Source organism: Paenibacillus sp. 276b (genome assembly GCF_900107875.1).
GTDB lineage: Bacteria > Bacillota > Bacilli > Paenibacillales > Paenibacillaceae > Paenibacillus > Paenibacillus marchantiae.
The window spans coordinates 1,241,827-1,256,572 of sequence record NZ_FNRR01000001.1; the positions used below are offsets into that span (position 1 = coordinate 1,241,827).

Genomic DNA, 14,746 nt, shown 5'->3' on the forward strand with positions numbered 1-14,746 from the left:
GAGAAGAAGCCGATGCCGCGTAAATTCAACCTGTGGGAAGGGTTTACTATTGCAGTTCTTGCAGTTATAGCTTGTGTTATGCTTTTGCCTTATGTCTGGATGGTACTTTCATCTCTGAAAAGTAACATGGACATCGTCTCAGGTTCCGCCGGTTTTTTACCAAGTAAGCCGAGTCTGGACGGATACCGAACGGTTTTTAGCGAGGCGCCGTTTGTCACGTGGCTGCTGAACAGTCTGATGACTTCCGTCATCATAACGGTAGTGACCTTGTTTACAAGCGCTCTAGCCGGATATGTCTTTGCCAAGCATCAGTTTAGAGGTAAGAAACTGCTGTTCATTCTGATCCTGGCAACCATGATGATTCCCTTTCAGGTTATTATGATTCCCACGTATCTGATCACGGCTGAGCTTGGACTGGTTAACCATTTGCTGGCGATTATTTTGCCCAATCTGGTTAGCTCCTACGGCGTATTTCTGGCTAAACAATTCATAGAAGAGATTCCACAGGAGCTGCTGGAGGCAGCAAGGATGGACGGTTCTGGCGAATTCAGGCTGATGCTTCGCATCGTTATGCCGCTTATTCTGCCGATGTTGTCAGCGTTGGGGATATTCACGTTTATGAACTCCTGGAACAACTATCTGTGGCCACTGATTGTATTAAATGATGAGAGCAAGATGACCGTTCCGCTGGCATTGGTCTATTTTAACGGAACACACCAGGTCAATTACAACGTCGTCATGTCAGCTGCGGTACTGATTACAATACCGGTTATTATAATGTTCCTGATCTTCCAGAAGCAATTTATTAAAGGCCTAGCTATGACGGGCATGAAATAACGGGTGAGGAGAAGAGTTATGACTAAAATCTCAATTATCGGAGCAGGCAGTGCATTTACACGAGAGATCGCTATGGATATCCTGCTGATTGAAGGCTTGGAGGGTGGAACGATTGCCCTGGTTGATATTGACGAGCGGCGGCTTGAGTTGGCACGCAGGCTGGTGCTTCAGATCGTGGAACAGACAGGGAAGACGTGGGAGGTGATTGCCTCTACGGATCGCAGAGAGGTCATCGGCGGTTCACAGTTCGTGATTAATCAAATTGAAGTAGGCGGGCTGGAGACGGTTCGTTATGAATATGAAATTCCGCTGAAATATGGGGTAAAGCAGTGCATTGGCGATACGCTGGGACCAGGGGGACTGTTCAAGACACTCCGTACCCTTCCCAGCTGGATGGAGATTGTGCGGGATATCGAAGCGCTCTGCCCAGACTGCATCATTCTAAACTATACCAACCCGATGTCGGCGGTTACACTCCTGACTTCCCGCATTACGGATATTCCGGTGGTGGGACTATGCCACTCTATCCAGAACACGTCGGCTCAACTGGCTGAATATGCAGGAGTTCCATATGAAGAGATGTCATGGAAAGCCGGAGGTATTAACCACATGTCCTGGTTCGTGGAGCTGTCCCACGCCGGGAGAGATCTGTATCCAGTATTACTGGAGAAAATACAAACTCCTGAACTGCTGCGGCAGGACCCGGTCCGCTTTGATGCGATGAAATACCTGGGTGCATTCGTTTCGGAATCCAGCGGCCATTTCTCGGAATATATCCCGTATTACCGTAAACGCCAATCACTTATCGACCAGCACTGCAACTCAGGTTATAACGGAGCTACGGGATTCTACGCTGACAACTGGCCGATCTGGCGGAGAGAGAATGATGAGCAGATCGTTTCACAGCTTGAGGGAACGGCACCGCTTGAGCTGAAATCCAGTAATGAATATGCAGCCATTATTATCGAAGCAGTATTGAAGAATGAGCCGAAGGTCATTTATGGTAACGTTCCTAACCGGGGGCTGATTGAAAATCTGCAGGCTGATGGTGTGGTGGAAGTGGCCTGTCTCGTTGATAGGAAAGGCGTTCAGCCTTGTCGCTTTGGAAGACTGCCCGAGCATTTGGCCGCATTGTGCCGCTCGAACATGGCTTTTTTTGACCTGGCAGTGGAAGCTGTGCGGAGGAGTGACAGGGAAATGGCTCGCCATGCACTGATGCTCGATCCACTAACTGCTGCTGTATGCTCCCTGGAGGAGATCGGAAGTATGTTCGATGAACTGTATGAGGCGGAACAGGGATTTGTTCCGGTATTGAAATGATGCAGAGACAACAAACAAGTCCCGTTGTTGTCATTGCTGGCGAGCTAAATGTAGACGTCATTGTATCGGGAACGGATGTCATGCCGGAATGGAATCGGGAGAAAATGGTTGATGGCTTCGAGATTGTACTTGGTTCCTCTTCAGCAATTACGGCCTGTGCGCTGGCAAGCCTGGGAGCGGATGTGAGATTCGTTAGCGTAGTGGGAGATGACGATTTCGGAAAATTCTGTATAGCTGAGCTGCAGCGTATGGGCGTAAATACAGAGCATATTACCCGATTGTCTGGCATCAAGACAGGTGTAACTCTGTCGCTCTCCACACCCGATGACCGCGGGTTGTTAACTTACGCTGGCAGTATCCCATTGTTAACACCGGATTATATCCCGGAGTCCCTGCTACAGCAGGCCGCACATCTTCATTTTGGTTCCTATTATTTGCAGGATGGAATGAGACCTCATTGGCGAGAGCTCTTTACAAGATTGCGGGCAGATGGGATCAGAACGTCTTTTGATACCGGTTGGGATGTATCCAATCAATGGGACCGCGAGGGCATAAGTGCACTACTGACGGTAACTGATTTGTTTATTCCCAGCGAGGATGAACTGCTGCACATTTTCCCTGCCGCTGGGGTAAGCCATGTGCTTGATTCCATGCTTCCTGATGTGGCAGGAATTGTAGCGGTCAAACAAGGGTCAAAAGGCGCTACACTACGTCAACTGGACGAAAGTAGAATATCGGCCGGATCTTACACTTTGACACCCGTCGATACGACAGGGGCAGGAGACTGTTTCAACGCAGGAATCATATATGGATACTTGCTTGGGATGCGAAGTGATGAACTGCTGCGATTTGCCAATGCATGTGGAGCATTGTCCACACTTGGCATTGGTGGCACAGGGAGTTTGCCGACAATGGAGGCTGTTCTTCTTTTGCAGGCTGAGCATGAACAATAAATCCTTGTTTTAATCTAACACAACCAAATTGATCAAAGGGAGTTGAGGATATGTTGAAATTCGGTAAAACATTGCTCGTGGGATTAAGTATGGCGGTAGGGATAGGACTGGTTTCAGGCATTGAATGGTCCTCATCTGCTGCCGCAGCAGGCACAGATTACTATGTAGCGACAAACGGAAATGACTCCAGTGCGGGAACGAGCAGCGCGCCATGGAAGACGCTCCAGCACGCAGCGGATGTTGTTCCTGCAGGCAGTACAGTGCATGTTCGTGGCGGTGTGTACAACCAGAAGCTGAAGATCACCCGCTCAGGCTCCGCTTCACAGGGGCCGATTGTATTCACTAACGATGGCACGGAGACTCCGATTATTGACGGTACAGGACTTTCGGTTAGTGGGATTGAAGGGTTGATTGACCTGACCGATGTGAATTACGTTACCCTTCAGGGATTTGAAATTCGCAATTATACTACAGCTACTAAGGACGTCATGCCCGTAGGCATTTATGTTCACGGATCAGGCAGCTTTATCAATTTGTCTGGTAACAAAGTCCATGATATCAAAAACACGGCCACCCCAACCGGCAGTGATCTCCTTGGCCGTGACGCACATGGGATCGCCGTATATGGAACAAAGGCACCGGAATCCATTCACGATATTACGATTAATGGTAATGAACTGTATAATCTTGTGCTCGGCTCCAGCGAATCCCTGGTTCTCAACGGTAACGTGGACACCTTCTCGGTGACGAATAATGTCATCCACGATAACGACAACATCGGCATTGATCTCATCGGATATGAGGGTAAAGCGCCGAATACGACTTACGATCAGGTACGGAACGGACTCGTGAAGGGCAACAGAGTCTACAATATCACTTCCAACAATAATCCTTCGTATGGGAAGTCACTTCCGAATAACAGTAATGCGGCCGATGGCATTTATGTCGATGGTGGCAAGGATAGTATTATTGAACAGAACTACAGCTACAACAATGATATCGGTATCGAGATTGCGTCCGAGCATGCCGGTAAATCTACCAGCAATATTACTGTTCGCAGCAACGCAGTCTACAACAACCGACTCACCGGCATCGCGATGGGCGGGTATGATACCAAACGCGGCTCCACCGTAAACTGTAAGATCGTTAACAATACCGTATACAAAAATGACACGCTTGGCGATGGTAGCGGCCAGCTTTACGTTCAATACGACACACAAAATAACGTAATTAAGAACAACATCTTCGTAGCCAGCTCTACAGATGTATTGATTTACAATGAATACACCAAAAATTCCGGAAACGTTGTGGATTATAATCTTTATTTTGCCCCTGCCGGAAGCAATGGAGCCAGCTGGACTTGGAAAAATAAAGATTACACAGGATTCTCCGCTTATAAAACGGGAACTGGCAATGACGCGCATTCCTTGTTCATTGATCCCAAATTTGTGAATGCTACAGGATACGATTTCCATCTTCAATCTACATCTCCAGCAATTGATGCCGGGAACACGGACAATGCAATTATTGGAACACTGGACATTGAGGGGAAACCAAGAGTCCAGGGAGCTGCTGTGAATATCGGCGCTTACGAGTGAGACTTATAACCTAACGGGAAGACTCTCCCGAAGGCAATCCAACAAAGGCAGCTGAGTAATCAGCTGCCTTTGTTTTATTTTATTTAAAGAGTAATAATCCTCTTTAAATAGCCGTGCCTGAGTTAGAACTTATCTAAACCAATATTTAGGTAGTCAGCGGCATTTCCATTTCGATCCAAGGATAGTAAAATCGGTTATAAGATGATTAATGCAAAGGTTAATTCACAACCGTAGTCAAGAAAGGAGGATATGGAATGAAACCCGGTTCCATTAAGCACAGCATGGTCATCTATGGGACCATAATCTTAATGCTGGTTTTGGCCGCGTGTTCCCAATCAGAGCAAAGTGAAAATCCATCACTCCCACAGCCCGTTCATCCTAAACAACAGCCGATTGAATACAAGTCGAACCCCGATGAACCCGCATGGAAGCTTGATACCACGCCTGTGGATTTGACCTGGTTTGTAGGTGCGAACTGGTATGGGCACACATGGGGTGAGAGCATGACCTCCAAAATTGTAACAGAGAAAACAGGTGTTAACATCAAATTCGAAGTGCCATCGGGTGAAGCAAGCGAACAAATTGCGCTCATGATGACTTCCGGTAAGCTGCCTGATTTGATGACAATAGGCTCGTGGGAAAGTGCGATTAATAAGTTGTGGGAAGGGGATCAGGTGTATGCCTTAAATGAACTGGCGGAGCAATATGATCCCTACTTTTTCAAGGTCGCGGGGGACGGTACACTGAAGTGGTATCGTCAGGAAAACGGCAATACATATGGCATTCCAAATGATTCATACAGTCCCAGCCTAATGCAGACAACCGGTTTGACGGCTGCGAACCAAACCTTTTTGGTAAGAAAGGATCTCTATGAGGCTATGGGTAGACCCGATTTGAGCACTCCGGAAGGCTTTCTGAACGCATTGCAATTGTTAAAAGATCAGTATTCTGTGTATAAAGGTCAGCTCATTAGTCCCTTCTTTGCTCAGGGGAATGTCTCTTATGGGATGACCGAGTACCTGCAAAACCTGCTGGCTATTCCCCATGAAAAGGAAGGAAAATTTAACGACCGTATGACCGACCCAGACTATATCACCTGGTTGAAAACCTTCCGTACAGCTTATGAGCGTGGCCTGATTAATGTGGATTTTCTGGTGGATTCGAATGCTCAGGTAGAGGAAAAAACCAGTAATTCCCGTTATTTTATGATGATTCGCGAGTGGACTGGCATGGCGGCTATCAATCCGATATTGGCGGCAGGTGCATATCCAAACTCATACTACATCGCTGTGGATGGCCCGCAAAACAGTCACGGTGATTCCGCCAGATTGTTCCCTGGTAACATGGACGGTTGGATGGTTACGATGATTAGCAAATCCACCAAGAGTCCTGAACGAGCCATCCGATTTTTGAGCTATTTAGCGAGTGAAGAAGGCCAAAGGGATGTATTTCTGGGTAAAGAAGGCGAAACATGGGCGATGAGGGATGGCAAACCGCAGTTGACGGCGGAAATGGTCCAATTGCTTGACACAGATAGGGAGCGTCTGGAAAAGGAATACGGTATCATGGATACCTACTGGATGCTGCGCAACCCTGCCTTCGTTAACCAGTGGAGACCAGAAAAGGCGCCATCCGTTAAGCAAATGGAGGAGTTCGCGAACAAACAGGCGGATATGGACAGCGGCATCTATAAGGGAATAGATCCTATAGGAGATTCCGATATAGCCTTATCCTGGTCGCGTATTTCTCAGAATTGGGAAGAAGTTCTGCCTGAACTGATTACTGCCAAAGATGAAGCTGCTTTTGATAAAATTTTCGAAAATTTCTTGGCCCGTCGTGTGAATTACGGTTTTAATCAGGTAATGGAATACCGTCAGACCGAGCTGAAAGCGAGAAAAGCCAAGATGGCTGAATAATCATTCCCTAACAACCTCGCTCTCTATCGACTAACTTGTAATATATGGTATAACAAAGGTGGTGAGGATTTCAGAGTGAATTACCTACTGACTAGAATGAGGAAACTTTACCGCAATGCCCGTATATCCCAAAAGCTGTTTCTGGCGTTTAGCCTGATGATTGCCATACCCGTTATTTTAGTATCCTTTTTATATATTCGCATGCAGGAAACCCAGCTATACAAGGACGCTATGTCAGCGGGCAACAGCCACGTTTCATGGCTAAACGAACAATTGCGCAGCAGAATGGATATCATTGAGAACGCTTCCAACACGGCACTCACTCAAAAGTCATTTGTGGATTTTATTCATTCTAATATGCTTGTGGATGGACTACGACTGGTGAAATTTAAGCAAAACCAATTTGAGCAAATGCAAAACATCATTCAAAGTAATGCGATGATCAGTGAGCTCAGCTTTTACGTGGATAACCCGAACTTGTATGAAATCTGGCCTGAGATCTATCATTATCAGAAATTTTGGCCGCAGGATTACTGGGCAAAGCTTCGGGATGAAGGTGGTGCGGCTTACCGTTTATTTTCTTTTAAGGATGGTGAACATACGCTATCATACTACCGGCTGGTTCGCCTTCAAGGTCAGGAGAAAAAACGACCTAGTATTATGGAAATTCGCGTTCCGCACAGTATGTTTTTCAGCGACCTGCTCCAGGAGAGCAAGGGAGACTTCTTTTCTGTTTTGATGAACGAAAGCGATCCTCCCCAATATGTTTATAATCCCCAGCATGAGTTTTCTCAAAAAGCCGGAGAAGGACTGGACGAAATCCTTGGCGGTATTCATCGCCAGCTGGATGTACTGCCACAGGAAAGTCCCGTTAAGATTAAGGTAGGTGATCAGAGCTACTATGCACTGTACCGCTATATCGCTCCGCTAAACACTTATGTGGTCGATATCGCCTCCCATCAGGCATTGATGAAGGGGCCACGCAGCTGGTATGCATTTGTGGTAACGATTACATTATGTGTTCTGCTGCTCATCATGCTGCTCGTATCACATACAACTCGGCGCATTTTCCGACGACTGGACAGCGTACTGGCTTCAATGCGTCAGGTACGAAAAGGGGAACTGGATGCAACGATTGATACCGGCCTAGATGAGAACGAAAGAGGGGATGAGATCGATGAGGTGGCTGTGAGCTACAACAAAATGTTACATGAGGTTCAACGTCTGATGACACAGGTCGTGGATAAACAATTAATCGCCAAAAACGCACAGCTGCATTCCCTGCATTCGCAGATCAACTCTCATTTTTTGTATAACGCACTGGAATCTATTCGAATGCTCGCGGAGGTTCAACGACAACCTGCTATTGCGAATTCATTGGTATCATTAGGTTCGCAACTTCGCTACAGCATGCAGTGGCGCAGCGATACGGTTGCGCTTCGCGAGGAACTTGCCAACATTCAAAGTTATATTCAATTTATTAATTTAATGGAAGGCGGCAGCATCATGTTGACGGCAGATCTCCCGCAGGAGGTGCTCCGCTATGCAATTCCTAAAATGTGCATGCAGCCTATCGTTGAAAATGCAGTTCATCACGCTGCACCATCAGGCGAGAGTGTGTGTATTCAGATCACCGTTTCAGTGGAGAATGAACGCTTGCTTATTAAGATACAAGATGATGGAGAGGGGTTAGACCCGGAGATGTTAGTTCGACTGCAAGCGGCACTGCGGGGAGACTCGGATTCGCCGATTGTTACCAGCAAGAATGGACTTGGTTTGGAAAATGTGAATAAGCGGCTGCAGCTTCATTATGGCGAGGATTATGGTCTTTGGATTGATAGTGTTCAGGGCGCTTATACCTGTGTAACGATACATTTGCCTTGGGAAAATGTAAATCTTGGAGGGTGGTAGGAGTGATCAATATTCTGGTTGTGGACGATCAAAAGCACATACGTGACGGTCTGCAGGCGATGCTGCATCAATTTCCTCTGGAGCTGAACAACATATACTCTGCCGCAAGTGGGATGGAGGCGCTAATCCTTTTGCGCCAGCATAACATTCACATCGTTATTACTGATATTATGATGCCGGACATGGACGGACTCGCACTGATGGCAAAGACCAAAGAGGAGCGCATCGAGGTGGAATACCTCATTATTAGCGGTTATAGTGATTTTACATATGCTCAAAAAGCCATCGAACTTGGGGCAAAGGGATACTTGTTAAAACCTCTGAAGCGAGAGGATCTGCAAACTTCACTAGAGCATGTATGGCAAGAAATCCAGACACGGCAGACGCTTACGTACAACATGCAGCATGTCTCCCGTCTCGCCCGAGAGACAGATCGTAAAGAATTACGAATGTTTATGCAGGGAGCGTTAAACGATGAGGCCTGGATCCTCCAAATCCAGGAACAAAATCCTTCGCTTTGGCACAATTATCGCTTATGTTTGCTGCGAGAGAAATGTTGGATCAACCAGCCGGGTTCCAGCAGCGTCCATAGCATGGAAGCTATTGCTTATAGTGTGTTCGGTAGACAAGGTTGCGTTTGCCTGCAACACAGCCCGTATCTGATCCTTGCAGTGGATGCAGCGATAGATCCGGATGCTTTGCCAGCGGCACTCAAGGAAGGAATGATCGATGCCATAACCGTTATGACTGACCCGCAGCAAGGATTAAAGATGTTGCCCGGCAGCTATACACAAGTACATGAGCTATTCCACCATAGTTATCTGTTTCCAGATCAATATATCATCCTGCCAGCAGCTATTGAGCATATGGAGCAGCAGTGGCAACTTCCCTATGAAGAACTGTATGAACTGTTCCAGTCTGTTGGGACCGACGATAGTGGTAAAATTGCTCAGGGCATTTCCGCAATATTTCATAAAAATGTGCTTCAACGCTATCATATTGGCTATACCCAACAGCTCTGTGGTGCCACAGTGCAGATGATGGAGGAATACGAACGAGTAATTCGCCCCTACATGGGTGAAGAAGCGCTGGATCTTGAATCTTTGCGTAATCTCTTTGATTATCCGGGGATGCGCGATTATATTCAAGCGCTGCAACAGCAGCTGCTTCGACTGAATCAGTTCTATTTTGAATATAAGCACAGTTATCGCAATTCTCAGGATTTAAATGAAGCCATCCGTTTTATACACGAGAGCTATCATAAGCCGCTGGACCTCGCGATGGTATCCAATCATGTGTCGCTTAATTACGCCTATTTCTCAAATCTATTCAAGAAGAACATTGGCAAAGGTTTTGCCGAATATCTGAGAGATGTACGTATGGATAAAGCACGGCGTCTACTAGCCGAAACCGATCATAAGATTGTTGAAGTTGCTGCTATGGTAGGTTATGAAAGCTACAAAAGCTTTACGCGAGCGTTCCGCCTTGTGATGGAAATTCAACCCACAGAGTATCGACAAATGATGCGCCAAAAGGTAGAACGTGAAGTGCACTATCACAGTACAAATATATAAATTGAATCAAAACCCAAAAAAATGGGATATAACAAAAATAATTGTACCTTTTCAGCAGATTATCCTATTCGATAGAATAAAGATATTCCCCGATGTAAGCGATTACCTTTATACGCATAGATTGGGTGAAACTATGATCCTATCAAAGGAGGGCAATTATGAAACCATCTCATTTTACGGAGAAACGGTTTATGAAAAAGGTACTTGGTTTGTTCTTAGTGGTTGTGATGCTGGCTAGTGTTGGCGTGCTGCCAACTTCAAAAGTTCAAGCAGCTGGAACGACAGTTACCTCAATGGAGTACTTCTCACCAGCGGATGGACCTGTTATTTCAAAATCAGGGGTTGGCAAAGCCAGCTACGGATTTGTTATGCCTAAGTTCAATGGGGGCACCGCTACGTGGAATGATGTCTACAGTGATGTGGGTGTCAATGTGAAAGTGGGTAACAACTGGGTTGATATTGATCAAGCCGGAGGTTATATCTATAACCAAAACTGGGGGCACTGGAGCGATGGTGGTTTCAATGGCTATTGGTTCACCCTTTCCGCAACAACCGAAATTCAACTGTACTCCAAAGCAAATGGTGTTAAGCTTGAATATCAACTTGTATTCCAAAATATTAACAAAACAACCATCACAGCGATGAATCCGACACAAGGGCCGCAAATTACAGCAAGTTTCACAGGCGGTGCAGGCTTTACATATCCAACGTTCAACAATGATTCTGCGGTAACCTATGAAGCCGTAGCGGATGATTTGAAGGTGTATGTAAAACCTGTAAACAGCAGCACATGGATTGATATTGACAATAATGCAGCTAGCGGTTGGATTTATGATCATAACTTCGGCCAATTCACCGACGGTGGTGGAGGGTACTGGTTTAACGTAACGGAGTCGATCAACGTCAAATTGGAATCAAAGACTTCTTCAGCTAACCTTGTTTATACCATTACGTTTAATGAACCTACAAGAAATTCATATGTCATTACGCCATACGAAGGAACAACCTTCACAGCAGATGCGAATGGTTCCATTGGAATTCCACTTCCCAAAATTGATGGGGGTGCGCCAATCGCCAAGGAACTGGGCAACTTTGTATACCAGATTAACATCAATGGGCAATGGGTGGAGTTGAGTAACTCCAGTCAGAGCAAGTTTGCATACTCCGCTAATGGCTATAACAATATGTCTGATGCCAATCAGTGGGGATACTGGGCCGATTATATCTATGGTCTTTGGTTCCAGCCAATCCAGGAAAATATGCAAATCCGTATCGGATATCCGCTGAACGGACAGGCGGGTGGAAATATTGGCAACAACTTTGTCAACTATACCTTCATCGGTAATCCAAATGCTCCGCGTCCGGATGTATCCGATCAAGAGGATATCTCCATCGGAACACCAACCGACCCAGCTATCGCGGGCATGAATCTCATCTGGCAGGATGAATTCAACGGAACTACGCTGGATACAAGTAAATGGAACTATGAAACAGGATATTATCTCAATAACGATCCGTCTACCTGGGGATGGGGTAATGCAGAGCTACAGCACTACACCAATAGCACCCAAAATGTATATGTACAGGACGGAAAACTGAATATCAAAGCCATGAATGATAGCAAATCTTTCCCGCAGGATCCGAATCGGTATGCACAGTATTCTTCAGGTAAGATTAACACCAAGGATAAACTTTCCTTGAAGTACGGCAGAGTAGATTTTCGTGCTAAGCTTCCTACAGGGGATGGCGTTTGGCCAGCACTGTGGATGCTTCCAAAAGATTCTGTATACGGCACATGGGCTGCATCAGGTGAAATCGATGTTATGGAAGCAAGAGGACGTCTACCTGGGTCTGTAAGCGGTACCGTACATTTTGGCGGACAATGGCCGGTGAACCAGTCTTCGGGTGGCGATTATCACTTCCCAGAAGGGCAAACTTTTGCCAATGATTATCATGTATACTCGGTAGTCTGGGAAGAGGACAACATTAAATGGTATGTCGACGGCAAGTTTTTCTATAAAGTCACTAACCAGCAGTGGTATTCCACAGCTGCACCGAACAATCCGAACGCACCTTTCGATGAGCCGTTCTATCTCATTATGAACTTGGCAGTCGGCGGAAACTTCGACGGTGGCCGTACTCCAAACGCATCCGATATCCCGGCAACTATGCAAGTGGATTATGTACGTGTGTATAAAGAACAGTAATAAAACAGCCGTTTCCGCGATTGGGGTCGTGTCGAGGCCAGTCACCATAGTTATGGGTGATGAGGCAAGCTGAACGGAGAAGAAAAGACAGGCAAGACCAACAACAAAATGTTGTTGGTCTTTGTCGTTTGAGAAGGTAGCCGGTTAGTCTCAAGCGAAACTAATCTTTTCTACAATAATGAAGCAGCCTTCGTTCAACAATTGAACGAAGGCTGCTTCTTAGAATCTTTATATCAAGCCTATTTATTTTGTGATTTCATGGAAATGGTTTTAACGACGGGAAGATTCTTGAGCGGGTACTACAGAAGCCTCTTCACGAACTGCCGCTTGAGCCGATGGACGAGCTACTACAGCTGCTTCATCACGAACTGTGGGTTGTGCTGCTGAACGTGCTACCACAGGAGATTCTTCAGGCACAACCGCCTGTGCTGATGGACGCGTTACTACAGGAGCTTCTTGACGGGCTACCACTTGGTCATCCGAATGTGGTACCACAGAAACTTCCTCGCGAGCTGCCGCTTGAGCTGATGGGTGTGTTACTACTGGAACTTCCTCACGAGCTGTCGCTTGAGCTGATGGACGTGTTACTGCAGGAGCTTCTTCTCGGACAGCCGCTTGCTGCGATGGACGCGTTACCGCGGAAGCTTCCTCACTCGCAACCACCCTCGGAGTATTGCTGGAAGCCCAAGCTGTTGTCACTGTACTAATTGCAGCAACGACGAATAGCGTCGATATCGCTACAACAAAGGTTTTCTTTTTCACATTCTTTACGTTAAGCATAAAAGTTAATCTCCTTTTTAGTTGTTTGCCATCCCCGGATAAAGAGGAGCAGAATTGTATAGGTAGATTCCTTGATCCTGCCACTACGTTCAGGATGGTTTCCCCATATCGTTTACGATCCGCAAGGGACATTCCCTTTACAACTTCTTCATCGCAGGACAGTTCACTCCACGTATGAATATCTTTCGAAAGCATATGAACCAATGGATTGAACCAATGCAATGCACGGGCTACTAATATGAGCGTTTTGATCCATAGATCTTTCCTTTTCAGGTGGATCAGTTCATGATGGAACACCATACCGATATCCACACTTTCAGAATTCTTCAGAGGCAGATAAATAGTAGGTTTGCTCAATCCAATTAGAAAAGGACTGCGAATTAGAGTGCTGTAAGCAAGCCGAACCTCTCTCTTGAGACCCAGATTCTCCTTGATTACAGGGAGCAGCATCGCAACTTCACTGTTCTTCGGAACGATAGTTCGCGTAAGTTTTAATGTCTTGAGAAACCTGTGATAACAATATGTCTGCCATGCTGCAAAAGCTATGACCCCGATTACCCATAAGCATATTAAAGCGAGAGCTACATTTGCTGAAATGGTCTGTACCTGGATGGCAGGAGTCGGATTGAATGCTCCAGGTAACACTTGTTGAACATTTAAGGGTAACTCGTTTACTGTAGTACTGGATGTGAACAACGAAAAAATCCAATTAAAGACCAGAAAGATGGGCAATAGATACAAAACTAAAGCCATTTTCCCAATTCCAAAACGCCATTTTGCAGGAATGACTTGAAAGGGAGCAAGGCGCAAAGACAGAATGAAAGCGACAACGACACTTCCGGCAACAGTCAGCGTAGACAGTAATACAAGAATGCTATTCATTGACTACACCTACTTTTCTGAAAACCATTGTCTCAGCTCTGCAATGTCTTGATCAGAAAGCTTGTCGCCATCATACAAAGCTGAAATCAAATTTTTTACAGAGCCTTGATATAATCCATCCAGGACTTGTTGTGCCTCCAATAGCTTGTAGTCTTCGGGCGAAATACAGGGAACATACTTGTTGGTACGTCCATCCCTTGTAGCTGTAAGGGCCCCTTTGTCTACTAGCCTAGAGAGAAAGGTGGAGATGGTTTGCGCCTTCCATGCTTTACCCCTTTGGGAAAACATGTTCAGCAGTTCGGTGGAGGTGACAGGTGGCTCACACTCCCAGATCACTTCCATCAGCTCCATTTCAGTATCCGATAATTTTTGAAGATGGTTCACGGTGAACACTCCTTAACTTCGTTATGCGTCCATATCGAAGGTTATTACTACACTACGTAGTAGATATAATTTACTACAACGTGTAGTAGGTAGTCAAGTATTGAATGGATGCTGCGGAACCAGAGTCAGGTTTGTACTAGCTATATAAGTTCAACTAATGAATATTTACACTGACACTCCGATGACAGAACAACCTTCCGATCGCTGTTATCCCCAGATTTTTTTGAATCCTTTTTGAAAAGGGGAAATCCGGGGATAAAGGCGAACGCTTCGCTTCTTCAGGTTATTTCTGTCCTCTCCGTTATCGTGTAAATGTTTAGTTGAACATATATAGTAAGTTCAATCTTTGATTGATTTTAATGCAGAGACGAATGTCTGGAGTAT

At 45.9% G+C, this 14,746-nt stretch carries 10 protein-coding genes; 8 read left to right on the forward strand and 2 right to left on the reverse strand.

Annotation, left to right across the window (positions count from 1 at the left end):
• Nucleotides 1–12: 12 nt before the first annotated feature.
• The 8 genes from BLV50_RS05365 (at nucleotide 13) to BLV50_RS05400 (ending at nucleotide 12,316) form a co-directional block, all read left to right on the forward strand.
• Entirely contained in the window at nucleotides 13–837 is an 825-nt protein-coding gene (locus BLV50_RS05365) for a carbohydrate ABC transporter permease (RefSeq protein WP_090806312.1), read from the forward strand.
• Between the two features lie 18 nt (nucleotides 838–855).
• Complete coding sequence (gene melA, locus BLV50_RS05370; RefSeq protein WP_090806313.1) at nucleotides 856–2,157, forward strand: alpha-galactosidase; 1,302 nt, start codon at nucleotides 856–858, stop codon at nucleotides 2,155–2,157.
• The gene (locus BLV50_RS05375; protein ID WP_177031162.1) at nucleotides 2,157–3,110 is read left to right on the forward strand and encodes a carbohydrate kinase family protein; all 954 of its coding nucleotides are present in this window, start codon (nucleotides 2,157–2,159) and stop codon (nucleotides 3,108–3,110) included. The genes melA and BLV50_RS05375 overlap by 1 nt, the downstream gene beginning before the upstream one ends.
• A gap of 50 nt (nucleotides 3,111–3,160) precedes the next feature.
• Nucleotides 3,161–4,708 carry a right-handed parallel beta-helix repeat-containing protein gene (locus BLV50_RS05380; RefSeq protein WP_090806316.1) on the forward strand — a complete coding sequence of 516 codons (1,548 nt, stop codon included), beginning with the start codon at nucleotides 3,161–3,163 and terminating at the stop codon, nucleotides 4,706–4,708.
• 254 nt (nucleotides 4,709–4,962) lie between these two features.
• A complete protein-coding gene (locus BLV50_RS05385; protein ID WP_090806318.1) occupies nucleotides 4,963–6,624 on the forward strand; it encodes an extracellular solute-binding protein in 1,662 nt (553 codons plus the stop codon).
• Between the two features lie 96 nt (nucleotides 6,625–6,720).
• Entirely contained in the window at nucleotides 6,721–8,535 is a 1,815-nt protein-coding gene (locus tag BLV50_RS05390; RefSeq protein ID WP_090806320.1) for a sensor histidine kinase, read from the forward strand.
• A gap of 2 nt (nucleotides 8,536–8,537) precedes the next feature.
• Nucleotides 8,538–10,109: a response regulator gene (locus BLV50_RS05395; RefSeq protein ID WP_072732853.1), complete on the forward strand. Its 1,572-nt coding sequence runs from the start codon at nucleotides 8,538–8,540 to the stop codon at nucleotides 10,107–10,109.
• Nucleotides 10,110–10,267: 158 nt separating this feature from the next.
• Complete coding sequence (locus tag BLV50_RS05400) at nucleotides 10,268–12,316, forward strand: glycoside hydrolase family 16 protein (RefSeq protein WP_256337857.1); 2,049 nt, start codon at nucleotides 10,268–10,270, stop codon at nucleotides 12,314–12,316.
• 270 nt (nucleotides 12,317–12,586) lie between these two features.
• Here BLV50_RS05400 and BLV50_RS05405 read toward each other — a convergent pair whose 3' ends face one another.
• Nucleotides 12,587–13,978 (reverse strand): M56 family metallopeptidase, encoded by a 1,392-nt coding sequence (locus tag BLV50_RS05405; RefSeq protein WP_090806321.1) that lies wholly within the window; start codon nucleotides 13,976–13,978, stop codon nucleotides 12,587–12,589.
• Nucleotides 13,979–13,987: 9 nt separating this feature from the next.
• Nucleotides 13,988–14,362 (reverse strand): BlaI/MecI/CopY family transcriptional regulator, encoded by a 375-nt coding sequence (locus BLV50_RS05410; RefSeq protein ID WP_063565003.1) that lies wholly within the window; start codon nucleotides 14,360–14,362, stop codon nucleotides 13,988–13,990.
• Nucleotides 14,363–14,746 lie beyond the last annotated feature (384 nt).